General features: G+C 40.8%; 21 protein-coding genes and 1 tRNA gene. 11 read left to right on the top strand and 11 right to left on the bottom strand.

Annotation, left to right across the window (positions count from 1 at the left end; translation table 11 throughout):
* The first annotated feature begins 264 nt into the window (after positions 1 to 264).
* The 4 genes from F991_RS08195 (at position 265) to F991_RS08180 (ending at position 2,922) form a co-directional block, all read left to right on the top strand.
* Complete coding sequence (locus tag F991_RS08195; protein ID WP_004670521.1) at positions 265 to 954, top strand: Smr/MutS family protein; 690 nt, start codon at positions 265 to 267, stop codon at positions 952 to 954.
* 90 nt (positions 955 to 1,044) lie between these two features.
* On the top strand, positions 1,045 to 1,593 hold the full coding sequence (gene folE, locus F991_RS08190; protein ID WP_171063466.1) for a GTP cyclohydrolase I FolE: 549 nt from the start codon (positions 1,045 to 1,047) through the stop codon (positions 1,591 to 1,593).
* A 23-nt stretch (positions 1,594 to 1,616) separates the two neighbouring features.
* Positions 1,617 to 1,982 carry a cupin domain-containing protein gene (locus F991_RS08185; protein ID WP_004670519.1) on the top strand — a complete coding sequence of 122 codons (366 nt, stop codon included), beginning with the start codon at positions 1,617 to 1,619 and terminating at the stop codon, positions 1,980 to 1,982.
* A gap of 7 nt (positions 1,983 to 1,989) precedes the next feature.
* The gene (locus F991_RS08180; protein WP_051064200.1) at positions 1,990 to 2,922 is read left to right on the top strand and encodes an IS5-like element ISAba12 family transposase; all 933 of its coding nucleotides are present in this window, start codon (positions 1,990 to 1,992) and stop codon (positions 2,920 to 2,922) included.
* A gap of 137 nt (positions 2,923 to 3,059) precedes the next feature.
* On the opposite strand, the gene F991_RS08175 is transcribed toward F991_RS08180, so the two are convergent.
* From F991_RS08175 to hemE, 4 genes are all read right to left on the bottom strand, one after another.
* Entirely contained in the window at positions 3,060 to 4,940 is a 1,881-nt protein-coding gene (locus F991_RS08175) for an Lnb N-terminal periplasmic domain-containing protein (RefSeq protein ID WP_004670518.1), read from the bottom strand.
* Positions 4,941 to 5,017: 77 nt separating this feature from the next.
* A complete protein-coding gene (locus tag F991_RS08170; protein ID WP_004670517.1) occupies positions 5,018 to 5,488 on the bottom strand; it encodes a DUF3015 family protein in 471 nt (156 codons plus the stop codon).
* Positions 5,489 to 5,670: 182 nt separating this feature from the next.
* Positions 5,671 to 6,465 carry a DUF817 family protein gene (locus tag F991_RS08165; RefSeq protein ID WP_004670516.1) on the bottom strand — a complete coding sequence of 265 codons (795 nt, stop codon included), beginning with the start codon at positions 6,463 to 6,465 and terminating at the stop codon, positions 5,671 to 5,673.
* A 31-nt stretch (positions 6,466 to 6,496) separates the two neighbouring features.
* Entirely contained in the window at positions 6,497 to 7,570 is a 1,074-nt protein-coding gene (gene hemE / locus F991_RS08160) for a uroporphyrinogen decarboxylase (RefSeq protein ID WP_004670515.1), read from the bottom strand.
* A 195-nt stretch (positions 7,571 to 7,765) separates the two neighbouring features.
* Here hemE and F991_RS08155 point away from each other — a divergent pair, with 195 nt between their 5' ends.
* Positions 7,766 to 9,004, top strand: a complete 1,239-nt coding sequence (locus tag F991_RS08155; RefSeq protein WP_004670514.1) for a L,D-transpeptidase family protein — start codon at positions 7,766 to 7,768, stop codon at positions 9,002 to 9,004.
* A 56-nt stretch (positions 9,005 to 9,060) separates the two neighbouring features.
* Here the strand turns inward: F991_RS08155 and F991_RS08150 are convergent, their stop codons facing one another.
* Positions 9,061 to 10,338: a GGDEF domain-containing protein gene (locus tag F991_RS08150; protein WP_004670513.1), complete on the bottom strand. Its 1,278-nt coding sequence runs from the start codon at positions 10,336 to 10,338 to the stop codon at positions 9,061 to 9,063.
* A 162-nt stretch (positions 10,339 to 10,500) separates the two neighbouring features.
* Here F991_RS08150 and pyrC point away from each other — a divergent pair, with 162 nt between their 5' ends.
* The 3 genes from pyrC to F991_RS08135 all read left to right on the top strand — a co-directional run bounded on the left by pyrC (position 10,501) and on the right by F991_RS08135 (position 12,277).
* Complete coding sequence (gene pyrC, locus F991_RS08145) at positions 10,501 to 11,535, top strand: dihydroorotase (protein WP_004670512.1); 1,035 nt, start codon at positions 10,501 to 10,503, stop codon at positions 11,533 to 11,535.
* Positions 11,520 to 12,182 carry a ribonuclease T gene (gene rnt / locus F991_RS08140; protein WP_004670511.1) on the top strand — a complete coding sequence of 221 codons (663 nt, stop codon included), beginning with the start codon at positions 11,520 to 11,522 and terminating at the stop codon, positions 12,180 to 12,182. Before pyrC ends, rnt begins: the two co-directional genes overlap by 16 nt.
* Before the next feature lie 19 nt (positions 12,183 to 12,201).
* Positions 12,202 to 12,277 (top strand) — tRNA-Glu (locus F991_RS08135).
* Between the two features lie 85 nt (positions 12,278 to 12,362).
* Here F991_RS08135 and F991_RS08130 read toward each other — a convergent pair.
* The 6 genes from F991_RS08130 to F991_RS08105 form a co-directional block, all read right to left on the bottom strand.
* Positions 12,363 to 13,607 carry an NADH:flavin oxidoreductase/NADH oxidase family protein gene (locus F991_RS08130; protein WP_004670510.1) on the bottom strand — a complete coding sequence of 415 codons (1,245 nt, stop codon included), beginning with the start codon at positions 13,605 to 13,607 and terminating at the stop codon, positions 12,363 to 12,365.
* A gap of 84 nt (positions 13,608 to 13,691) precedes the next feature.
* Complete coding sequence (locus F991_RS08125) at positions 13,692 to 15,284, bottom strand: ABC transporter ATP-binding protein (RefSeq protein WP_004670509.1); 1,593 nt, start codon at positions 15,282 to 15,284, stop codon at positions 13,692 to 13,694.
* On the bottom strand, positions 15,262 to 16,272 hold the full coding sequence (locus F991_RS08120) for an ABC transporter permease (protein WP_004670508.1): 1,011 nt from the start codon (positions 16,270 to 16,272) through the stop codon (positions 15,262 to 15,264). The genes F991_RS08125 and F991_RS08120 overlap by 23 nt, the downstream gene beginning before the upstream one ends.
* Entirely contained in the window at positions 16,272 to 17,342 is a 1,071-nt protein-coding gene (locus F991_RS08115; protein WP_004670507.1) for a microcin C ABC transporter permease YejB, read from the bottom strand. Before F991_RS08115 ends, F991_RS08120 begins: the two co-directional genes overlap by 1 nt.
* 27 nt (positions 17,343 to 17,369) lie before the next feature.
* Entirely contained in the window at positions 17,370 to 19,214 is a 1,845-nt protein-coding gene (locus F991_RS08110) for an extracellular solute-binding protein (protein WP_004670506.1), read from the bottom strand.
* An 8-nt stretch (positions 19,215 to 19,222) separates the two neighbouring features.
* The gene (locus F991_RS08105; RefSeq protein ID WP_004670505.1) at positions 19,223 to 22,282 is read right to left on the bottom strand and encodes a LysM peptidoglycan-binding domain-containing protein; all 3,060 of its coding nucleotides are present in this window, start codon (positions 22,280 to 22,282) and stop codon (positions 19,223 to 19,225) included.
* 281 nt (positions 22,283 to 22,563) lie between these two features.
* Here F991_RS08105 and dnaQ point away from each other — a divergent pair, with 281 nt between their 5' ends.
* The 3 genes from dnaQ (at position 22,564) to nudC (ending at position 26,447) form a co-directional block, all read left to right on the top strand.
* Positions 22,564 to 23,922: a DNA polymerase III subunit epsilon gene (gene dnaQ, locus F991_RS08100; RefSeq protein WP_004670504.1), complete on the top strand. Its 1,359-nt coding sequence runs from the start codon at positions 22,564 to 22,566 to the stop codon at positions 23,920 to 23,922.
* 126 nt (positions 23,923 to 24,048) lie between these two features.
* Positions 24,049 to 25,695, top strand: a complete 1,647-nt coding sequence (locus tag F991_RS08095) for a hypothetical protein (protein WP_004670503.1) — start codon at positions 24,049 to 24,051, stop codon at positions 25,693 to 25,695.
* Complete coding sequence (gene nudC / locus F991_RS08090) at positions 25,695 to 26,447, top strand: NAD(+) diphosphatase (RefSeq protein ID WP_004670502.1); 753 nt, start codon at positions 25,695 to 25,697, stop codon at positions 26,445 to 26,447. Before F991_RS08095 ends, nudC begins: the two co-directional genes overlap by 1 nt.
* The last annotated feature ends 1 nt before the right edge of the window (position 26,448 follow it).

Raw genomic sequence — 26,448 nt, 5'->3', positions numbered from 1 at the left:
TTGGTTGTGCGGTAGATTTTGTGTGCAGGCTTCTTCATTTGAAAATTATATCGCTGAAAAACCCTTTACAGATAGGTTTGTGCAACAAAGCCCTTTTATTTTATTATTTTAAATAATGTTTAAAGCCTACTCGAAATATTAAGCATATTGAAGAGCCCTACCTTTGCATCAAATCCGTTACTTAATTGCAATTCAGTTCAAATCTCAACAGATTCAGACTATAATTTTGCACCTATCTCCTATCTCGCATATTTAACTGAAATTATGAGCAAACATGATTCATCGCTTTCTAAAGATCAGTTTAATTTACTGAAACAATTTAAAAAGCAAATCTCTCAGCCACAAACGAGCAAGATCGAGCAACAAGCCGAATCGAAAAAGGTACAAGCCGTTGCTGAAGAATTAGAAGACACTGAGCTTTTTAAAAAAGCACTACAGGGTGTAAAACCGATCGCCAATGACAATATTGCTGATGTTAAACCTGCTCGTCGCAAAAAAGTAGATGCACAAACTTTAGCAAAACGCGCTGCGGCTGAAGGCTCAACTGAACATGAGTTAGCAGAAATCTCTGATACCCAAGCCATCTTAAACCCTGTCGCAAGCCAAGCCACGCTCAGCTATCGCATCGCCACTTTGCAGCACAAGGTTTTTGAAGACCTCAAAGCAGGTAAAATTCGCTGGTTTGAAGCGGTCGATTTACACGGTTGTACCGTTGAACAAGCACGCGCTGCGGTGTTACAGATTATCCAAATGGCAAAAGATGAAAACCAAAATGTCATTAAAATTGTACACGGCAAAGGCCCAGAAGCGATTTTAAAAACCTATGTCAATGGATGGCTCAGACAACATCGCGATGTACTCGCTTTTGTCAGTGCACCTGAGACCCAAGGCGGTACTGGCGCGGTTCTCGTGCTGCTTAAACGCGCAGAAAAGAACCCAAAGTACAAACAATAATCGGCATTTGGTTCAAAATTAATTTTTTCAATCGTTTTCTGATACAATTCCCGTTTTGTTCAATCCACCTAAGTGAACATTGTTATGTCTATGCAGCAATCGTACGCAAACATCTTAACTGCCGTTGGTGAGGATTTAACTCGCCCGGGCTTACAAGATACCCCTATGCGTGCGGCTAAAGCTTTTTCTTTTTTAACCTCTGGTTATAGTAAAACGCTTGAAGAAGTAACCAATAATGCGGTTTTCCCTTCCGATAACCATGAAATGGTATTGGTGAAGAACATCGAGTTTTACTCGCTTTGTGAACACCACCTTCTCCCATTCTATGGTCGCGTGCATATTGCTTATCTACCTGAAGGTCAGGTTTTAGGCTTATCAAAATTTGCGCGGATTACTGAAATGTTCGCACGTCGTTTGCAGATTCAAGAAAACTTGACCCAGCAAATCGCAGAAGCCGTTGCCGAAGTTACTGAAGCACGTGGTGTAGCTGTGGTCATCGATTCCGCGCATATGTGCATGATGATGCGCGGTGTGGGTAAACAAGAATCAACCACGCGTACCGTTTCTTTCGTAGGTGAGTTTAAAACAGATAAAGATGCACGTCGTGAGTTTTTGAGTGCAGTTCCTGAAAGTTATTAATAACCGATCTGAGCATGAAGAACATGTCATCTATTTACTTAGCGGGTCATGGTGATTTAACACCGAATCAAGCCAGTGTAGACTACCCTCGCCCTGACCGCTTAGTTAAAGGTAATCCTGAACGTCTGACTTATAGCCTATATGAACATGCGCATATGAGCTGCGGGATTTGGCAATGTGAAATAGGTGCATGGAATATCCAGTTTGCGGACAACAAACAAGAATTTTTTCAGGTTATTGAAGGTGTGGTGCGCATTCATGATGCAAAAACAGCTTCGTTTACTGAGGTGACTGCGGGAAATGCAGGGATTATTCCTCCTGCATTTGTTGGTACATTTGAAGGGCTTTGTTGCACAAACCTATCTGTAAAGGGTTTTTCAGCGATATAATTTTCAAATGAAGAAGCCTGCACACAAAATCTACCGCACAACCAATTGGCCCGCATATAACCGAGCACTCATGAGTCGCGGAAATATTGCCATTTGGTTTGATCCTGCTACGCAATGGTATGCTCCGTCCATCGGTAAACAAGGGCGAAATCAAACCTACTCCGACGCAGCCATCCAATGCTGCTTAATGATTAAATCCTTATTCCGTCTGTCTTTACGTATGGTCACTGGCTTTGTGCAAAGTCTGATTAAACTTTGCGGATTAAATTGGATAGCTCCAGATTACACCACGCTTTGTAGAAGACAAAAGCATATTGATATTGTAATCAGCTACCAAAAAAGTAGCGATGGGCTGCATCTACTCATGGACTCTACAGGCATGAAGTTTCTAGGTGAGGGCGAATGGAAACGCAAGAAACATGGACCTGAATATCGTCGCCAATGGCGTAAACTTCATATTGGTATAGATGCTAAAACCCTACAAATACGAGCAGTTCAGCTTACAACCAATAATGTCAGTGATTCACAGGTGCTTGGTGATTTACTTAATCAGATTCCACAAGATGAGCAGATTAACTCTGTTTATACCGATGGAGCTTATGACACCAAGCAATGCCGTCAGGTCATTGCAGATCGGCAAGCGCATGCGGTGATTCCACCTAGAAAAAATGCGAAACCATGGAAAGATACAAAGAGTAGCTCGCTAGAGCGAAATGAATTACTTCGAACAATTAAACGTTTAGGCAGGACACTATGGAAAAAATGGTCAGGCTATCATCGGCGAAGTTTGGTTGAAACTAAGATGCATTGCATCAAATTATTAGGAGATAAACTCAGTGCAAGGAGTTTTGATAGCCAAGTCAATGAGATCCATGCACGTGTGGCAGTCCTTAACAGATTTACGGAATTAGGTCGACCACTTACCCAAGTTACGCCTTAAATTTGGCTCAATTAGGGGCGCTTTGCATTTCAAATCTTTGTGCAACAAAGCCCATTTGAAGTGGTAGAAGCAGTTAAAAAATACTATGTCATTGTAGAAGTGTGATCACTTATGACCACGCCATCTCAACCCAATATCTAGAAAAAGCGAACATACCCCAACCCTACTTTCGTCCAGTCCTTACGATCTTGCTGTTCATATTGCCAATTCAAACGCAGCGCATTATTCGCATTCAAACTATACTGAACATGCGTCCCTATTCTTAGATTCCATTGACTTTGATCCTGCCAGTAAGGCAACTCAACTTGTAGCAAACTGTTCCACCGATCAGACCATTGATTCATACAACCCAATGTTGGTCCTACTCCAACACGCCAACCTTTGTCTAATGCGTTTCCAGCTTGCAGATGCCCTTGCAATTGTGCATAACATAGATGTTGACGATCATAATCCGCCAAACTATAGCCCGCTTGCATATTCAGATTCATAACACCATGTTGCTGATCTTGGCTAAACTGTCCTTTTTCGACGGCTTCTTGCTTCCAACCTAAATTAAATCCCCACGTGAGTGGTGCTTTAAACGGCTGAATCGGGTTATAAGAATTCACAGCCAATAGATCTAAGTGTTCAAGTTTCAGTTGGTCATCACGGTATTGTAGTGCACCATTTAAAAACAGTAGCTGTGTACCCAATCGATAGCCACCAGATGGATCAATAAGGTCGTGATAGGCTTGACGATGCCCCAACTCAACGAACTTTTGTCCTTGCACCTCACCTACATTTATAGATAGATTTCGAGCATGATGCCCTTCAACAGGTTGAATCTTTGGTCGTGCAGGTTCTTGACGTTGTTTATCGATCTGAATCTGGCTACGTTTAGCCAATAATTGTCGCAAATGAACTTGGGCGACATCACCGTCTGCTTTATTGCTAATATATTGCAAGTACAAATCATCGTATGCCATTTCTAGGATTTTAGCCTGATCTTGGGGGCTATATGATGCCAAGACAGCGGAGACTTGTTCGATCGGTGAAAATGCAACTTGATGTGCGACTTTGGCTAAAGCTGTGCCATGTTGTTTTGCTTGAGCAAGCAATTGCGTTTCTAATGCAGGACGATAAACAATGTCTTTAACCAACTTCTGCTGCTCTACAGCTTTAAGCGTCTCAATTGGAATCGCGGCATAATTAAATTGAGCTTTTAAGTTTAAATTTGGACGAACCAAATCAATTAAACCGAGTAAGCGATACGCACAATTATCGCTGACAAAATAGTAAGGAAAGCTCACATGCTGCATTTCCCACATATGCTCAACCAAGAAGCGCGTTTCTTCAGCGGTTAAATTCAGCTCATATTCCCACAAATCTCGACTTTCAAAGTCACCATACTCTTTTACTTTTCGATAATATGGCATCAATGAATATTCACCTGGATACTGCCCAGTTAAACCTTTCCACGCATAAGACCAGTTATCTTGATTATTTACTGTTGCAGCATAATTGACGGCATAAGAAACCAAATTTAATTCTTTTTGATCTTTTGGGTCTAAACGCAATAAGGTGTGTCCAAACATTGAGCTTGGATTGCCCATAAAATCGGTTGCGTAAATCAATGTCGCTTTATAAGGATTAATCTGATTGATCCATTCGTCAAATTCAGGGCAATTCGCCGCTGGTAGTTGTTTGACATCAATATTTAACTGTTGCATCAACCAACGACTACGCGCAGGAAACTTGCATCGAAAAGACTGATTATCTGCTGACTCTAGAAATAATGCTTTTATATCCGCTTTTAATTCGTGATTTAAATCAGTTTTACCATCTTCTGCATAAAAATAACCTTGATAGCCAACTTCACTTTTTCCAGATTGGTCTGCATACATTAAGCGTTGCCAAGTGATTTGTTGATCTAATTGTTTTTGTTCAGCAAGGTTAAGATAGTTTTGAATATTTGGTGTAACAGTCGCATGTGCAAAATGGCACATCAAAGTCGCAATCACAAAAGTAGCTAATTTCATTCACATCAACAATATATTTTTAGAATTTCCATATAAGAAAACCCTGTCAAAAAGACAGGGTTCACTACCATTTCTGATTAAACGTAAGCTTTTAATACGTCATCATTTGCCATTACACTTTGTAATGAATCTAGAACTTGAAGTGTGTGTTGATTTTCGCTTGAGTAAATCTCAGCAAAGTTTGCTTTAGATACTGCGAAGAAGCGTGCCTTGTCTTCTGATTTAATTTGCATAAGTTCAGCAAGTACATTTAAGCTTTCGCCTTGACCTACCGCCATATCACGCGCTAAAGACTCAGCATTTTCATTGGTAAACGTCACAACTTGTGCTGTAACAGTTCCACCTTGACGGCAACCTAAAGTACCGAAAGTAATACCTAATAATTGGTTAGTAAAAATACCATTGGTGGTCGCAGCAAGAATTTTAGGTCCAACACCTTTTTTACCAGCCCATACCTGTGTACCAACACCACAACCAACATCATTATCAGCCATTGCCATGGTTGAACCAGCAGCGAGTAATGCAGCTAATGCAATTTTTTTTAACATAAGAAAGTCTCCAGTATCAATTATTCTTCAATATTTGTTATTGCTATCGTGCAGTGAAAGTCACACACACAAAATAAAATAGCGAGGTTCAACTTTTTTAGCAAATGAAATTTGACATATCGCTGAAATATTTATACAGATCCGTTTATACATAAACGGATTAAATAAAAATGGACACCGATTTATTTCAATCGCCAAGTTCCATTTTTGTCCCTAGCACCTAAGATTTTAAGTACCAATACCAAACTTAACAGGAGCAATAAATACCAAGAACCAAGTTTTCCCCACCCCACCATATGCCAATTATTGACCTGACTCGGATAAAGCCAAATTTTATAAAAAGTACTGATATTTTCCGCAATCCATATGAGAAATGCGAGCAACAGTAAAACAGGCAACATCGGAATTTTAAAACGATGCTGATCTAGTTGGAAATATATTTTGGTTTTCCAAAAAATCAACATACTCCAAATAAACAGCCCCATACGAATATCTGGAATAAAAAATTTGCTCATAAAATTAAAATACGACAACACCGCCAATAACAGCATATTGCCGAAAGTGGGTAAATTCTCGAATGAAACTTGATATAACCGCAATGATCGAGCAAAGAAACTGCCTACAGCCGAATACATAAAACCAGCAAATAAAGGCACAGTTAATAATTTAAAAACGGCAGGTTGCGGATATTGCCAAGAGGCAATGGCAGGATGTGTTAGAAAAACTTCCATTCCCATTGCCATGAGATGAAACAAAGCAATAACTTTGGCTTCTTCCCATGATTCGAACTTTAAATACAACAAGCAAACCTGAATCACTAAGGCATAAAACAACAGATAGTCATAGCGAAAGAAGCCATAATATTCATGGCTACCCATCGGAGCGGTTAATGCAAATGCAATTAAAAGCAATATACCGAATAAAGCAGCCGAAACTGCCTTAGTCAAAAAACTGAGTACCAATCCAATTAACTGCACAAAATCCGCCCTTCAAATGCGTTTAAAAATATCAGCCTAAATATTTGTGGCTGTATTCATGTACAGTATCAACAAAGATTTTAGGTTGTGCAGGGTCAACCCATTGGGTAATGCCATGACCTAAGTTTGCAACATAACCTGTTTTTTCACCATTGGCATATGCATCGTCAAGCATTGCTTTCACTGCTTTTTCAATCGATGCTGCTGAACCATAAAGTACAGCTGGGTCCAAGTTTCCTTGTAAAGCGGCACGACCAGCAACCACATCACGCGCTGTATAAAGCGGTGTGGTCCAATCTAAACCAACTGCGTCGGCACCCGTCGTGAGGATGGTTTCTAACCATTGCCCACCACCTTTAGTAAACACGATAATTGGAATACGGCGTCCGTCTTTTTCACGTTGCAGCCCAGCAATGATTTTAGTCATGTAATTCATCGAGAACTCAACATACTCACGGTGAGCAAGCGCTCCCCCCCAACTGTCAAAGATCTGAATCGCTTGTGCACCCGCATCAATTTGCGCATTGAGATAATCAATGACTGAATCAGCAAGATGATCAAGTAAAGCATGTAACACTTCTGGCTGGGCATACATCATTTGCTTAAGGAAACGAAACTCTTTGCTCGAACCACCCTCAACCATATAGGTTGCTAAAGTCCAAGGGCTACCTGAAAATCCAATCAGAGGAACTTGTCCATTTAATGCTGATCGAATCGTAGAGACTGCATTCATCACATAAGCGAGATCAGATTTTGCATTTAGCTTTGGTAAATTTGCGACATCCTGTTCAGTACGCACAGTTTTATGAAACTTTGGACCCTCTCCAGTTTCAAAATACAGCCCTAAACCTAAAGCATCAGGCACAGTGAGAATATCTGAAAATAAAATCGCAGCATCAAGCTCATAACGACGCAAAGGCTGTAAAGTCACCTCACAAGCAAATTCTGCATTTTTACATAAGGAAAGGAAATCCCCTGCTTGCCCACGAGTTTCACGATATTCTGGTAAATAACGCCCTGCTTGACGCATCATCCATACTGGTGTGGTGTCTACAGGTTCACGTAACAAAGCTCGTAAAAAACGATCATTTTTCAACGTTGTCATTACCAATCTCTAAATTTTTTCAGGTGGCAAGCATGATAGCAAAAATCGTCCCAGATATATAATGCTATGCGGTACATGACTTTAACTGACGAAAAAAACGCTTGATCACAAAATTGCTACTGCAAGCTTGATCATTTTCTGTAATACTTGCAAAGTCTTATATTCCTAAATGAATAATTCTTAAGGTTGAATTACATGTTTGTTCGCTCATTACTCGCTATGAGTTTAAGTTGTATTCTTGCTAATGTTGCTTTTGCTGCGCCAACAACTGAGCAAGCATTAAATCCCCAAAAGATTTCTGCAGTCCAAGATCCGATTGATCCTTTGGCAATTGATTACGCAGCACCAAGTAGTAGTGCTGTTACATCTGCTGCATCTGAACCTCAGCTTAGTCGAAACCCAGCAGCAGATGTTGCTCAAAAAATAGAAAATACACCTGAAACTGCTGTAACAGCAGCGCCAGCGCGTGAAGCAACGTTAGATACAGCAACAACTATATCTAAAACGCCATCACAAGCCCCAGAAGTTCCTGCATCTTGGACCATGGATGCCATTAACGCCGCTGAATGGTATGAAGATATGCCAAGACGCCAATTGCCTGCTTATGCACGTGCACATGTCATGTTAAACAATGCGCATGCTTCACCAGGTGCAATTGATGGTTCAAATGGTCAAAACACGTTAAAAGCAATTGCTTCATTCCAGCAAATGAATGGTTTAACACCAACAGGTCAGCTCACCAAAGAAACGTGGGATGCATTAGTTGCGAAACAAACTAAACCTGCATATGTTGAATACACCATCACTGAAGCGGACTTAAAAGGTCCTTATGTTGACTCAATTCCTTCAGACTATGCTCACCAAGCGAAAATGAAAGGGTTGCACTACACTCGCGTAACAGAAATGTTAGGTGAAAAGTTTCACATGGATGAACGGTTCCTTAGACAACTGAACCCTAAAGCAAACTTTAATAAAGTGGGCCAAAAAATTGTTGTTGCAAATGTACGCAACGATTTACCTGAAGATATTCATTTAATTGTGGCGCACAAAGGCGCAAAACAACTTTATCTATTTAATAGCCGTAACCAAATGATTGCGTCATTTCCTGCAACAATTGGCAGTACAAGTACGCCTTCTCCGACGGGTACTTATAAAGTAACAGGTGTTGCTAAAAACCCTTGGTACAGCTATTCGCCATCGAACTTTGTACAAGGAAAAAATCTTAAGCCATTATCACTTCCACCGGGTCCAAATGGTCCTGTAGGTAATATTTGGATTGGTTTAAGCAAGAAATCATTTGGTATTCACGGCACACCAAACCCATCACTTATTTCCAAGACTGCATCACACGGTTGTATCCGTTTGACCAACTGGGATGCCAATGATTTGGGTAATAAAGTACGTTCTGGTGTAACGGTAAGATTCTTAGAGTAATTCAAATCGTTTGCATAAAATAAAACCGAATATCATTGAGTTGATCTTCGGTTTTTTTAATTCTTAATATTTTCTTCGATATTCGGTAATGGTTGATAATAAATCTGATTGCGCCCCAATTGTTTGGCGCGGTACAACGCTTTATCAGCAGTATGGATTAACACCTCTTGGCTAATTTTTGGATTTCCATTAAAAACGGTAATCCCCAAACTAATGGTGACATGATTTGAAACTAAAGACTTTTCATGCGGAATCATCTGTCGCTCGATGGCACGATATATATTCGTAGCAACAGCATAAGCACCTTGCGCAGACGTTTGCGGTAAAAGGACCACAAACTCCTCTCCTCCATAACGTGCAACGAAGTCCATATGCCTAATCGAACCTTTTATAGTTTTAGCGATTTCAGAAATAACTTGATCACCCATCTGATGACCGTAAAAATCATTATAGTTTTTAAAATAATCAATATCGATGAACAATACGGATAAAGATGTCTGCTCTTGACATGCTAAATCATAATAATAAGAACACATCTCTTCAAAAGTACGCCGATTTGAAACATTAGTAAGTTCATCATGCTGACTCAGATGCAATAACTCAGATGCTTGTAAACGTAGAATTTTTTCATCTATTTCTGAGATTTTTGACTTTAAAAATATTCGTCGCTCTTTAGAGTTGAGCATCACACTAATCGAAAAACCAAGTAATATGCTGCCAATCAAGGTTCGCCCGATCATGAGGAAATCACAAGGAATTTTAAATAAATACAGAAATAGTAAAATCGCGATGGCGGCAAGTGTACCGATCACCAACATGTGTAGTGGTTTAATACCACTTAGAATAAAACCCAACATATATAAGAAAGCAATCAAGACCATTGCCTGATTTTGAAGAACAACATTGGAAACGCTCATCATCAGTAATGAGGTCAGAAAAATAGTGTAAAAAACAATGGTGCAGGATGCTGGGTAAAATAAAGCATTCAATTTTCTAAAACGCGCAAACACCCAAAATAGAAACAGTGATATGCCAACCACAATTAAACTCAAAATGCTATAGATAAAATCTGAGACAAAATCTGCACTTTCACGAATCACGATAAAGTTAGAAGGCAAAATCAACAACACAAAAATCGCATAGGTGATCACACCTTGACCAAAAAATTGGATCGCATTTACGCGTGTTCGATCAATATTAAACCGCCAGAACTCATTTTCTAATTTTTCAGGTAAAGCTTGATGGGTTTTTTTTGACTTAAAATGCTGGACAACGAGCTGCTCGAGTGCTTCTTTAGACCGCCTTAACCGCTCAAGATCATATTGATTTTCCATCCTTTTTACTCTTCTTATAATACGGTATTTTTATGCTGGATAAAAATAACACAAATCCACATCCCGTCGTGCACTTTACTTAACCACTTATCCGTAATTGTAGTTACCATTTTCACACTTTATGCATTATTATTTGTATTATTTTTAAGTTTGAAGTACACCTTGAATACTCTTACACTTTTACAACCAGATGATTGGCACGCTCACCTACGTGATGGTTTAGCTTTAAAACGCACAGTACCCGATTTGGCAAAACAATTTGCCCGCGCGATTTGTATGCCAAATCTTGTTCCACCAGTCAAAACTGTAGAAGAGGCTTTAGCGTACCGCGAGCGTATTCTTGCCCATGTTCCAGAAGGGCTCAATTTTGACCCTCGTATGGTGCTTTATTTTACCGATTTCACTTCACCTGATGAAGTTCGTAAAATCAAAGAATCAGATCATGTAAATGCCATCAAACTTTACCCTGCTGGCGCAACAACAAACTCTGATAACGGTGTAAGTGATATTCGTAAAGTGTATGCAGTGATTGAGCAACTTGAAGAGCATCAAGTGCCTCTATTACTTCATGGCGAAGTCACGCATAATCATGTTGATATTTTTGACCGTGAAAAAAGATTTCTAGATGAGGTACTTTCACCTTTACTGAGACAATTCCCAAAATTAAAAGTGGTGTTAGAACATATTACCACCAGTGATGCAGCGAATTTTGTCGTTGAACAAGATCGTAATGTTGCTGCGACAATTACACCTCAACATTTATTATTTAATCGTAATGATATGTTGGTAGGTGGTGTGAAACCGCATTTCTATTGCTTGCCGATTTTAAAACGTCAAACACATCAAACGACTTTGTTAGAAGTTGCCACTAGTGGTAGCCCTAAATTTTTCTTAGGTACGGACAGCGCACCGCATGCCCAAGATGCCAAAGAAAATGCATGTGGCTGTGCAGGTTGTTATAGTGCGCCATCAGCAATTGAACTCTATGCACAAGCATTTGATCAAGTCGGAAAATTAGAGCGTCTTGAGGGCTTTGCCAGCCATTTTGGTGCTGATTTTTATGGATTACCACGTAATACGACGACGATCACCTTAGTCAAAGAAGAACACACCGTTCCTGAGTCGCTTGATTATCTTGCTGACCAGAAAATCATTCCACTTCATGCAGGTAAAACACTGCAATGGAGAAAAGTGTGACACAAGAAAATAAAGCTCCCGTCATAGGGCAGCGCTTTCGCGGTTTTTTACCTGTTGTTGTTGATGTTGAAACAGCAGGTTTTAACTGTCAGACCGATGCACTACTTGAGATTGCATGCATTCCGATTGTCTATGATGAACAAGGTCAGTTTGTACCCGGCCCATCTTTTCAAGCGCATATCAATCCTTTTGAAGGCGCTAATCTTGATCGCCGTTCATTAGATTTCATTGGTATTGATCCTTTCAACCCAATGCGTGTTGCGATGGCTGAAGATGAACGCAGTGCTTTACGCCGTATTTTCAAGTCACTCACTGAAGTACGCAAAGCTCAACATTGTACCCATGCCGTACTGGTTGGTCACAATGCGCACTTTGATTTGGGTTTCTTGCAAGCTGCTATTGCACGTACTGGCACTAAAAATCAGAATCCGTTTCATAGCTTCTCGGTGTTTGATACCGTTACGCTTAGTGCAGTGATGTTTGGGCAAACCGTCCTCGCAAGAGCTTGTATTCAGGCTGGAATCGAATTTGATGGTAAAGAAGCGCACTCTGCTTTATACGATACCCAGAAGACTGCTGAACTGTTTTGCTATATTTTGAACAAACTGTCTCCGCATCTTCTTGACAGTTTGGTGACAGAACCCTAATATACACCCACCTCAAGAAGTCCCTATCGTCTAGAGGCCTAGGACATCGCCCTTTCACGGCGGTAACCGGGGTTCGAATCCCCGTAGGGACGCCAAATTTGGAAAAGCCACTGCATCTTTTTAAGACAGTGGCTTTTTTATTACCTAAATAAAAAGGACTCCGAAGAGTCCTTAAAAGCATTAGGCTGATTTTCGAGAATTAACCCGCCCTTTAACCACTGCTTTGATATTCCCTTTTGCATAATTTAAGAATACCAATAACGGCGACAATTTAGGATTTGGTTTTTTACCTTGTCCAATTGCTTTGAACTGTGCCGCATACCAAATAATTTCCATGATTGCCATTTTATCGACAAAAGGAATACCTGTTTTGATTTGGTTTACCGCATAACGTACATCATGACCTGCGATTAAACGATCGGTTAAATCTGTTTCAACAGCCAATGGACGAGCAATACCAATAAAATCGCAGGCACCACTTTCAAGCGCAGCATTCATACCAGCAACTGTACGGAAACCACCTGTCACCATTAACTTACAAGAAACATGCTGACGGATTTTTTCAGAGAACTCTAAGAAATATGCTTCACGTGCAATCGTGCTTGCCTTACGAGAACTCGCTTTAGCACCAGCCATTGCCGGGGCTTCATAAGTACCACCCGAGATTTCAATAATATCAATACCAGCAGCATCTATAGCCTTAAATACCGTAATCACATCTTCTTCAGTAATCCCACCACGTTGGAAGTCCGCAGAGTTAAGTTTTACAGAAATAATAAAGTTTTCTGAGGTTGCAGCACGAACAGCCTTATATGCTTCAACCAAGAAACGCATACGATTTTCAACCGAACCTCCCCACTCATCAGTACGTTTGTTGGTCAGTGGTGATAAAAACTGGCTAATCAGATAGCCATGTGCACCGTGTAACTGCACACCTTCAAAACCCGCTTTCTCGCAAATCGCAGCAGCAGTGGCAAAGCGTTGAATAATATCTAAAATTTCTTCATGTTTGAGTTCACGCGGTGTACCAAACATCGTCGCCAACATCGGACTAAATGGAACAGCAGAAGGCGCAACTGTTTCTTTATTCAAACCTTTAGGACACTGACGACCAGGATGAGACAATTGAATCAACTGTACCATACCGTATTTTTTACCGACTGCAGCCCATTGTTGTAGTCTTGCCAAATCACGTTCATTTTCTATTGCAACGACACCAGGCTCATTCTTGGCAGCGATATTAACCATGACATTACCTGTAATAGCACAGCCCAAACCACCTTTCGCCCATGCTTCATATAGCCCGATATGCAAATCATTAGGTTGTCCTTCATGATTGGCCAATGCTTCACTCATCGCACCTTTAATAATGCGGTTTTTAAATGTGGTATTACGAATGGTGATACTGTCTGCAATCTGACTCATGGTCATCCTCTGCTACAAATTTAGAGTACTTATTCAATTATAATCTGACCACTTGACAATACCACATGTCAACTTAATTACAAGCTAGTACTGACTGGCAGCAATCAACTGACGGGTATATTCTGTTTTTGGTTGTGAAAAAAGTAACGCAGTAGATTGATATTCCATTACTTTTGCATGACGCAATACCATGACCTTTTGGCAGAGTGCTTTGACGACTTGCAAGTCATGACTGATAAAAATATAACTAATCTGCTCTTGCTGTTGCAATCGTCTGAGCAACTTCACGATCGCACGTTGTGTTGTTCGATCTAAGGCTGAAGTTGGTTCATCCAAAATCATCAATTTCGGTTGTAAAACCAATGCGCGTGCCAATGCGACACGTTGCCGTTGTCCTCCTGACAGTTCGTGTGGATAACGATTTTTAAAATCAATCGGCAATTCCACTTTCTCAAGCGTTTGCTCAATCTGTCGCTCTACAACAACCTGATCTAATGCTTTAAGCGCCAATCCTTCACCGATAATCTGTCCAATCGTCATACGAGGATTTAAGCTGCTAAATGGATCTTGAAACACAATCTGAAAATCTGTACGCAAAGGCCGTAATTTTTTTTCATTCAGTTGATTTAGATCTTGTCCTAAGAAAACAATTTCCCCCTCACTATCAATTAAACGGGTAATTGCTAAAGCCAAAGTTGATTTCCCTGATCCACTTTCACCGACAATACCTAAGGACTCACCCTGCTCTAGCGTCAAATCCAATGGTTCAACCGCAGTAAAATAATCTTTCACTCGATTCAACAATCCTTGTTTAATCGGAAATCTAACCCCTAACTGTTCTAATTCAAGAATGACCTGACCCTCTGTATATGAGAGTGCCTGACCAAAATCATGATCCAGTAAATGCTGGGTATAAGCCGCTTGTGGACGAGTAAAAATCTCACTCACCGCCCCTTGCTCCTCCACTCGCCCTTTATTCATGACAATCACATCATCAGCATAGCGTTTGACTAAATTTAAATCATGGCTAATCAAAATCATCGCCATATTGCGTTGCTGTTGCAGTTGTTTTAGCAAATTCAAAATTTGAGTTTGTAAAGTGACATCCAATGCCGTTGTTGGCTCATCAGCAATCAAAATATCTGGCTCAAGCGCTAATGCCATTGCAATCATCACCCGTTGACGTTGTCCGCCAGATAACTCATGCGGATAACGACGTAATTTTTGTTCTGGTTCAGGTATACCCACATCGTTCAATAAGGCAATGACCTTTTTTTGCACTTTGGCTTTAGACCAACCTTGCAACAACAAACTTTCTCCGATGATTTTCTCAACCCGATGCAAAGGATTTAATGCCGTCATCGGTTCTTGAAAAATCATGGCAATTTTTTGTCCGCGAACTTGTCGTAAAGCTGGCGTATCTAAAGCCAATAAGTCTTGATCATGTAGCCATGCTTGCCCTTGTATTTTTAAATGGCTAGGCAATAGCCCCAACAAAGCCAAACTACTCACAGATTTTCCTGAACCACTCTCACCCACGATTGCTAAAGTAGCTCCAGCACATAAATCAAAGCTCAATTGATCAACCAAAACCTGACCCGTCGCTGTGGAAACGGTGAGTGCTTTGACCTTGAGCACATCATTTTTTATAGAATCACTGTCTTGGATCGAATGCATCACGTGTCGCCTCCCCAATATAAATCAATAATGACAACACAATTGCAAGCGTAAAAAAGCCTGACAATGCTAACCACGGGGCGTTGAGATTATTTTTTCCTTGTAATAACAATTCACCAAGAGAAGCCGCATCTGGTGGTAAACCATAGCCTAAAAAATCTAATGCCGTTAATGCCGTGATATTTGCAGTCAACATAAATGGGAGTTGCGACAAACTCGAACTCATGGCATTGGGTAAAATATGCCGAAAAATAATGGTTCGATCAGTCACCCCAAGCGCACGTGCGGCCCGAACATAATCAAAGTTTCTGGCGCGTAAAAATTCTGCACGAACCAATCCAACCAATGCCGTCCAGCCAAATAACAACATAATTAGAAATAGCCAATAAACGTTGGGGGTGAACATACTCACAAGGATCATCACCATAAATAACATTGGCAATCCCCCCCAAACTTCGAGAATACGCTGTCCAATTAAGTCAATCCAACCGCCATAATAACCTTGGATTGCACCAACAATAATGCCTAATACTGCCGCGCAAATGGTTAAAGCAAAACCAAATAGCAAGGACACACGTAAACCATACAGTACCCGCGCCAGTACATCCCGTCCTTGATCATCCGTCCCCAACCAGTTTTGTGCAGTCGGCTTAGAGGGTACAGGTACGGTTAAATCAAGGTTTGGTGTCTGAAATGAAAAAGGAACGATAGGTGTGAGCATCCAGCCATGAGCAGAAATCAACTCACGCACTGCTGGGTCTTGATAGTCGGTTGCGGTCTCAAACACACCACCATAAGTGGTTTCTGGATAATCTTTAAAGACAGGAAAATAAAAACTGTCTTGATACTTCACGATCAAAGGCTTGTCATTGGCGATAAACTCAGCAGCCAATGACAAAATAAAAATGATCATAAATAGAATAAAACAGCGGAAACCGAGTTTATTTTTCTTAAAGCGGTTTAAACGTGCTTGCATCACGGGAGACATTATTTCACTCCTCGCGCATCAAAGTTAATACGAGGATCAATCACCTGATACAGCACATCACTGACTAAACGTAGAATCAGTCCAAGTAAAGTGAATAAGAACAATGTACCAAAAATCACAGGATAATCACGCTGAACAATTGCTTCAAAGCCGAGCAGCCCAAGTCCATCAAGATTAAAAATAATCTCAATAAATAAATTACCAACGAAAAAGATTCCAACCAATGCTTCAGGCAATCCAGCAATCACAATCAACATGGCGTTACGAAAGACATGACCATACAACACGCGATTTTCAGTCAGTCCTTTAGAACGTGCCGCAAGTACATATTGTTTGTTTAATTCTTCCATGAAGGAATATTTAGTCAGATAGGTTAAACCTGCAAAACCACCCAACACGATACTCAACAATGGCAAACTCATATGCCAAAAATAATCTTTAATTTTGTCGAGCATACTGAGTTGGGAAAAATTCTCTGATACCAATCCTTGCAGTGGGAACCATTGGAAATAACTGCCACCCGCAAAGAACACAATCAATAACACGGCAAACACAAAAGATGGGACGGCATAGCCTACTGCCAATAATAACGAGGTCGATTTATCAAAGATTAAACCATGCTGTTTAGCCTTGCGTATGCCAAGGGGTATAGACACCAGATAAATTAAAAGCGTACTCCATAAACCCAATGAAATAGTCACGGGCATTTTCTCATAGAGTAGTTGGGTAACAGGCTTATCTTTAAAAAAACTGGTGCCAAAATCAAAAGATAGATAACCTTTGAGCATAAGCCAAAAGCGTTCGGGCGCTGATTTATCAAAGCCATACTGCGCCTTGATTTGCTCCACCATGTCCGCACTCAGCCCTCTGGCGCCCTGATATTGAGTCTGGGAACTTTGTTGTGCTGTTTCCCCTCCAGACAACCCCACACCTTGGAAATTTTGCGCTTGCTGAATCGCTTGCTCAACAGGTCCGCCTGGTGCAATTTGAATCACTGCAAAATTAATCAACAAAATAAAAAACAGAGTTGGAATAATCAGGAGTAGCCGTTTTAATATATATGTTCCCATCAATCTTATCCCTATTGTCCAGACTGATTATTTTTTCCGCAAATATTGACTTACTTTCTTTGCTTTTTCAGTATCCACCCACCAGTAATCAACACCAATCGATAGTTTTGGTTTTTGCGTTGGTTGTTGGTACATATCCCAATAAGCCAACCATGTTTCGGGCTTTCCATACGTTGGAATATGATAGTAGCCTGCACGCAATAACCGATCTAATACCCGTGTATGCAGTACCACTTGTTCACGACTCTCAGCAGCAATAATTTTTTGGATCACTTGATCAATGGCTGGGTTTTTAATACCCGCGAAATTATAGTTTCCTTCTTCATCAGCGGCCTTAGTTCCCCAGAATTGTGCTTGCTCTTTACCCGGAGAAATCGATTGTGGTAGCCGCATGGTGGTCATATCAAAATCGCTGCGTCGCATTCTCTCAATATACTGCGGCACATCGACATGCCGAATATTGACTGTAATGCCCAAACGTTTCAAATTACGAACAAAAGGCATTAATGTCCGTTGCAGACCATCTTGGTGAATTAAAAGTTCAATCTCAATCGGCTTACCCTGACGATCAAGTAAGCGACCATTTTTGACTGTATAACCTGCATCTTGCAAGATTTGGCGAGCAGACAATAAATTTTGTCGATTGAAACCGCTGGCATCCGAAGCTGGAAATTTCCAATCCGCCAAGACACCTTTTTGCATCAATGGATTTAATTTAGATAAGTAAGGATTGATTACTGACATTTCTGCTGCGGATGGTCTTCCAACTGCGGCTAACTCACTGTTGGCAAAGTAACTTTGTAAACGTTGATATTGTCCATAAAACAGGGCTTTATTTTGCCACTCAAAATCATAGGCATAGCTTAGTGCTTTACGTAAATTAATATCATCGAATGGTTTTCGTCTGGTGTTAAATACAAAGCTCTGAAAATCTAAGGGCTTCGCTAAATTCACTTTATATTTCTTGACCAAGCCATCTCGAACTGCGGGAAATTTATATTCAGTTACCCAACGGCGCGAAATATTTTCTTCCTGCAAGGTAAATTGCCCAGATTTAAATCCTTCAAAGGTCACATCCAAATTACGATAGTACACATATCTGAGGTGATCAAAGTTATAACGTCCCCGATTGACAGGTAAATCCTTCGCCCAATAATTTGGATTACGTTTATAAGTGATACTTCGACCTGCATCAATCCGATCGATCAAGTATGGCCCTGATCCCAAAATCGGCTGCATGGTGACACGGGTAAAATCTCTATTTTGCCATTCTTGCTTGGAATAGATCGGTAAACTTGCGACGATTAATGGCATTTCAGCATTGTCATCAGATTTAAAAGTAAATTTGACTTGGTATTTCGACAACACCTCAGTCTTTTCTAAATCTGACAAATACATTTTCAAGCCTGGGTTGGCTTTTTCTTGGTAGGTATCAAAAGTGAATTTGACATCATCAGCAGTCAACACATCGCCATTGCTAAACCGCGCTTTCGGATTCAGATGAAAAATAACAAATTTAGGCTTATGTGGATCATATGTGGCCCTTTCCGCCAGCAATGGATACATGACATTCGGCTCATCTAAGGAAGAATCCATCAAGGTATCAAATAAATAATTGACCCCATCGGTTGAACTGCCTTTGCCATTCATACTGTTCAGGTTATCAAATGTTCCATTACTCGACTGGCTCAGCATCCCACCTTTAGGTGCATTTGCATTTGCATAAGGCATCACTTTTAAATGCGAATATTGAGGTATTGCATGCACAGCCAAAAAAGGCGTGGTTTGTTGAGCAGCCAAACTGAATTGACTACTCAACCCCAAACCAAGCAAAAGGATGAGAGTTTGTGCTCTTCCATGAGACAAGTTCATATTTATCCTTATAAATTTGGAACTTTAATGACGTCACCGATACGTAATTGAGTATTTGGAGCTAAATCATTCATTTCCGCAAGTGCGTTGGTTTGTAAACCATATCGACTGGCTAGACCGATTAAAGTATCACCCCGCTTAACTTTATATTCCGTCACAGTTTTAGGGATCAAAATGGTTTGACCACGTTGTAAACCTGTATTGGCGCGCAATTGATTTAAATCTGCTAACTCACGCCCAGTCATCCCCAAACGGCTTGCAATACTATTCAATGACTCACCTGCTTTAACGGTGTATTGTTCTGTATTTGCAGTATTTCGGTTTGCTGCGGCGTTACTAGCTCTGCTAACTTCTGGTTGAGCTGGTGTTTCTGCTTTAGCCACTTCGCCAGTTAATTTTAAACGTTGACCGATACGCACACCTGAAGTTGGTTGCAAACCATTCAAGTCCGCCAGATAGCTCACTTGCAAGTTGTATCGACTTGCAATCGCATTCAAACTATCGCCAGACTGAACCACATACTGATCAGGTGTCGTTGAACCCGCAGGAATCTTTAAACTTTGACCCAAACGCACACCGCTATTTGACTTCAAATTATTCAGCTCAGCTAATTCACTCAATGTCATTTTTGACTTAGCAGCAATACTGGATAATGTATCGCCACGTTGCACGGTATAATTTTCAGTCTTATAGCTGGTTGATGCAGTTACATTTTCATATTTAACGGTATTTTTAGGCTCAGCAACTTCTTGCAGAGGAACATTGATTTTTTGCCCGACCAACAAACTACTACTCGCAGTTAGGCCAGCGGTTAGATCAGCGAGTTCTTGGTTAGATAGCGCATATCGATCAGCGATCAATTTCAAATATTCGCCACGTTTAACCGTATAAGATGTAGTGGCAACTTTTTGCGTGGTCGTTGCTTTCGCATCAGTCGCACGGGCTGTTTGTGACCCACTTTGCTGAGTGGTGCGTGTATTGTTCTTTGGCTCTTTAAGCGATAATCGTTGCCCAACAAACAAACCATCTGTCACCGACAAGTTATTGTAATCAGCCAGTTGCTTAAGCGTTAAATCAAAACGAGCCGCTAAGGTGGTTAGGCTATCACCCGATTGTACAACATAGCTCTCAGGTTTAGCTTCAGTTGCTTTTACAGCCTCGGCTTGAGGCTTCGCATCATATAAATATAAGCTTGTGCCGACAAATAAAGTCCCTGCTGGATCAACTTGGTTCCATTTGGCAATATCACGCCAACTCACACCATTTTTTTGGGCAATCACAGCTAAAGTATCACCCGGCATGACCACATAGGTACTACGCTTGCCTTTTGGTGCAACCACGACCACATCATTGTCAGTGCTGATATATGGTTTACCCTGATTACGTTTGGCATCATCACTATTCGCCGTCGCTTTGTCCTCAACCAAGTTTTTCGGATAAGCAAAACCTTTACTGACTTCTTGACCTTTTTCGTCGGAAACTGATTGGCTAGTCTGAATCGCGGTTAATTTAATCTTGCCGTCAAATGGATCTACGATTTCAGTACCTTTTGGCGCAATCGCTTTGATTTCAGCAACAACCTGATCCTTTTCAGCTTGTGTTGCTTGAGGTTCTAATACCTGTGTAGCAGACTTCGGCTCACCTTCGATTTTCATCGCTGCAACAATTTGCTCACGCTCTTGATTTGAAATTGGCGGCTCTATATTTACAGGCTTTACATTTGCCGCTGGAGTGATGGCAACAGGAATACGTGGCGCACTTGGCACATTCGCTGATGCAGCAAACGAGGCCAACGCATCAGATCCACGCGGAGTGTTCACCTTAACATTAGTTGCTGCTGTCGTTGAGCTTGGACGTGAGGTATTACTCGCGGTCAAAGGTGCTGAGGACTTTGGTGTGGTGCTACTCGTCTGTGCTGGATTGGTTGTAGTACGAATCGTGGTTGAAGCACCTGATGAATTGTTCATCACAGGTGGTGGCGTTTTACTTGCCCAAAAACCACCTGAACCAGCTTTATTAGAACGCAATCTTGCATCAATTGAAGGGCTTAGATCTGCTGGAATTAAGATTCGCAATGGACTCATCGGATCCATCGTCTCGCCACGATGCGCAGGGTTTAAGGCATATAATTCCGAACGGCTTAGACCTGTGATCGATGAAATTTCATTCAATGATAAAGGTGCAGCTAAGTTAACTTCACGAAAGTGAGGTCGATTGGCAATCGGTGGTAACGCAACACCATAAGCATTTGGATTTTTAATAATTTGTGCGACCGCCAAGAAACGAGGTACATAATTCATGGTTTCTTGTGGAAGTTTCAAAGACCAGTAATCAGTTGGCAAACCTGCGGCTTTATTACGGTTAATCGCTTGTTGAATGCGTCCTGGCCCTGCATTATAAGCGGCTAAAGCCAATTCCCAAGAACCGAATTGATTATATAAGCTACCTAAGAACTCATATGCAGCACGTGTAGATTCCACAACATCACGGCGACCATCATATAAACTAGTTTGTTGTAAACCATAAATACGTCCCGTACTTGGAATAAACTGCCATAAACCTGCTGCTGCTGCACTACTGGTCGCCGCAGGGTCGTAAGAGCTTTCAATCACAGGCAATAATGCGAGTTCGGTTGGCATGCCCCGGCGTTCTGCTTCTTTCACAGTGTGATATAAATATCGGCTGGCGCGTGCACTTAGACGATCTAGATAAGGCTGACGAGAAATAAACCAACCACGTTGTGCTTCAATTCGAGAGTCCCGACGATTCAAATCCATCTTGAAACCTACGGTCATTCGTTTCCACACATCACCGTGTTTCAACACCAGTAGACGATCACCTTCTACTGCTCTCATGTCCGTCGCAGAAAGTAAATCTTCAAGTGAATCTAAACTACTTGCGTCTAAATAACCCGAGCCAAGTTGCTTAGAAGACGAAGCCTTATTTGATTGAGGTGTTGAGGAACACCCCGTTGTAATTCCCAACGCAGCCAGAGCAGAAGTAAGTACAGTAATTTTGAATAATGATGTTGCAGATGCTTGCCACACCAATGTGTTCGATTTATACATAAAATCTTCCAGTCCACTTACGCGAGTTTATTACTTTGATTTGCCATTGTAGTAAAGCATGTCACTTAGACAAGGCAATAATTTAACGTGATTTGCATGGAAATGTTACAAGAAATTAAAAAAGATGAGTTTTGTAACGCTCACAAGCAAAATTTAGCATTTACAATGCAAGTTATCATGAGGGAATGCTAATATTCTCTATCCACTTGAATGTCTACTTCTGCGTATTTGCATGAGAAAGACATCAAGCTTTTCATCCGTTTTATTGTTCAGGTTCAAATATGTCACAGACAATCACGCTTTATGTTGATGGCGCATGTAAAGGTAACCCAGGTCTCGGGGGTTGGGGGGCATACATCATTACTGAACAAGGTGAACATAAACTCTATGGTGGTGAGCCTGAAACCACAAATAATCGTATGGAGCTTCAAGCAGCCATTGAAGGCGTTTCTTTTTGTCCAATGGATGCTCATCTTATTATTTGGACAGACTCTAACTATGTCAAACAAGGCATTACCGAGTGGATTCATGGTTGGAAAAAGAAAAACTGGAAAGACGTAAAAAATCCAGATTTGTGGAAAAAATTAGATGCAGTTTGTGCCAATCGTGATATCGAATGGAACTGGATTAAAGGTCATGCTGGACATGAAGGCAATGAAATGGCAGACCAGTTAGCCAATCAAGGTGCTGAACAAATTGCTCAACAACTCAAATCACCTACACAGGCTAACGCTGATATAAAAAAGCCTGAAGCTGATTGGCTCTTAAATGATCCTTTTGGCTTAGATCTAGAAGCTGATACAGATGAGATGATCGAAGCGTCAGAATCTGAGGAAATTATAGACAATGGAGAGGAAACTGAAGTATTTACTGAAGTTGTAATGGATGCCCCATCCACAAATCAGCACCCACATATTGTGATTACTGAGGCGAAAGTACATCTTCAAGGCCCTCGTCAGCTTATTCTCGATACAGAAACCACGGGATTTTATTTTCAAGATGGTGACCGCATTATCGAAGTAGGCGCGATTGAAATGATCAATCGCAAACTCACTGGCAGTTCGATTCACATCTATATCAACCCAGAAAAACCTGTCGGCGATTCTGAAAATGTGCATGGTATTAGCGATGACTTTTTAAAAGACAAACCTAAATATGCAGAGATTGCCGATACACTATTTGCCTTTTTAAAAGGTGCTGAAATTATCGCGCACAATGCCGCATTCGATATGAACTTCTTGAATATGGAGTTTAAACGTGTTGGTTTGCCTTTACTCTCAGAAGTCTGTGAAGTCACCGATACCTTAGCATTAGCGAAAAACAAACATCCTGGCCAGAAAAACTCCTTGGATGCACTGGTAAGGCGCTATGAGATTCCTGCACGTGACCGTACCTTCCACGGTGCGTTACTCGATGCTGAAATTTTAGCAGATGTCTATCTTGCGATGACTGGTGGGCAAGTCGCATTTGATATGGACACCCTGACCCAAGCAGAACAAGATGAAAAGAAAATAACCCGTCAAAGTGTTCAAGTTGACTTAGTTGTTATCAAGCCATCAGAACATGAGTTAAATGAACATGAGACATGGGTCAAACAATATGAAGAAAAACATGGAGAAGCTTGCCTTTTCGCCAAATAATTTTTTTGATCGAGGTTGGTTTTTATATTTTAAGTGCTCAAAGTTAAGTTATATTAACTGTCAGTGATTTAGACCTCCTGAAAAGGAGGTACATGGATATAACAACTCAGGAAAGGTGTAGGTCATATGTCTTACCAAACCTCGATTCATTTCGACCCAACGGCATTATTAATAATAAAAAATGAGATCGATAACTCGATTAAATTGGTAGAAACCGCAGTAAATACGCTTGCCGAAGAACAAGCCCTACCCTTTGGGATTGATGACGCGCTCAATCAATTTGAACAATGTACGCAAGTACTTGCCTTGATTGATATGCCGCATTTGTCACAAATTACACAATATTCTACTGAGCTTATGCGTAAAATCATGGCTCAACCTGAACAAATCAAGATCAGTGATGTCGTTGCGCTCAGTGAAGGAACAACGATGTTGAGACGTTATATTGAGTTTATCTGTCTCCGCGAGGTTAAAGTTCCGCAATTCTTACTGGATACACTCAATCGGTTAGAGCTTGCTTTGGGCAAACCGATGACCAAAGAAGGTCAAACCATCCAACCCTTACTTGGATTTATCACACCGAGCTTCAACCTTCCTAAAGCACCAAGCTTAGAACAATCCCAATATATTCATCAGCTTTATAAGCTATGTTTAAATAAACTGATTAAACAAGTCGAAACACCATTAGATTTGCAAGGAATTAAACTGGTTGGCGTTTATCTTGCTGGCTTAGCTTCAAACCTTCCTAGTCAACAGTACTGGCAATTGGTAAATGTTGGCTTAGGTCTCATTGATGAACTTTCGATTACAGAAGCACGTCTGCGTACCCTGATTCAAATTGAAACCAATATCGGTAAGTTCTTAGCAGCACCGCCTGCTTTTCAAAGTAACATTGTCGATCTCGCCGATATTTTATCGATTTGTATTAGCCAAGAAGATCATATTTCACAGCATATTCGAGAACAACTCAATATTGGTGATGAGCTATTAAGTGATACACAACTTCAAGTTTTAAGTCGTCATTTATACGGCCCTGACTATGAAACCATTCATACCATCAGCCAATTGATGACGGATGAAATGGCTCAAATTCGCAATGAAATTGAGTACAATCACCAAAATATGTCGAATGAAAAAACCCAAGAAATTCAGCAAAAATTAAATCAGCTTTCTAATGTATTCAAGGTGCTGAATTTAAATGAAGCATCAAGAGAACTTACACAACAAGCTGAGAAATTGAGCCAATCCAATACCTTGACTGATGCCACCTCAGTTCAGCAGTTGATGAATAGTATTTTAGCATCCATGAATTCAATTGGAATTTTGGAGCGTAATTACACCTCTAGCCGTCTACAGTTACGCGTCAATAATATGCATATCTCGCTAGATCGGTTGGATGAAGCCCATAAAGCCTTGTTGACAGAGACAAAGTCACTTGTGGAAACATTGACGCAAACTTTAAGCCTTTATGTTCAAGACCCAACTGCGCACAGCTTGGAAGCCTTGCCTAAATACTTAAAAGAGCTTTCTGGTGCTGCCCAATTCTTAGGAAGCTCTGCGCAACAAACGGCGCTCTTAGGTGCAGCACATTTTGCCGAAAATCGTTTGGCACAGAACCTTGTGTTCGATGCGGAACAAATCAACTGTATTCTGAATGTCGTCGCAGGTTTAGATTTACTTGTTGATAACTTAAGAAACAAACAGCCTGTATTGCAATCTATGTTCGATGTGGCATTATCAAATAGTCAGCAATTACAAACTTTAGCAGCCTAATGTCTCAACTATCACTTGCTTATATTTTTCAACATCAAAAACTTTTAGTAGATGAAAACTTCCAACTACCCAAGGTTGAAAAATTAGCAAGTGACTTGCCGATACACCACAATGATCGTGTAGTCGCACGTGATCTGTTTGACGGCGAATCAATTCCCGAAGGGTATCAACTTATCCCCATTCGGGAACTGATCCAAAGATGGTCAACCGCAGATTTTTTACAAGCAAGTCGCGCCGTTCAACTACTTGAGTGGCGACGCAATCACAAATTCTGTAGTCATTGTGGACACGCAACCGATATTCATACCAAAGAGTATGCAATGGTTTGCCCTGCTTGTGCATATCATCAATACCCGCGTGTACAGCCTTGCATCATTACCATCATTACCAAAGGTCATGATGAAGTGTTATTGGCGAAATCAGCGCATAACAAAAGCAATATGTATGGGTTAATTGCAGGATTCGTTGAAGTTGGTGAAACCTTAGAAGAAGCAGTACAACGAGAAACATTTGAAGAAGTGGGTTTAAAACTTAAAAATATTCGCTACATGTCAAGCCAACCGTGGCCCTTTCCGAGTAATCTCATGATCGCGTTCCATGCGGAATATGATTCTGGTGAAATCGAATTACAGCTTGAAGAGATCAGTGATGCTCAATTCTTTAGATTTGATCAATTACCAGAGATCCCGTTCAAAGGCAGTATTGCGCATGCCATGATTATGCAGATGATGGAAAATAAAAAAGCATCTTAAT

The sequence above is a fragment of the Acinetobacter sp. CIP-A165 genome, from assembly GCF_000367985.1.
Lineage (GTDB): Bacteria > Pseudomonadota > Gammaproteobacteria > Pseudomonadales > Moraxellaceae > Acinetobacter.
Note: the sequence above shows the minus strand (reverse complement) of the source record. Positions and strands in the feature narration are given on the sequence as shown.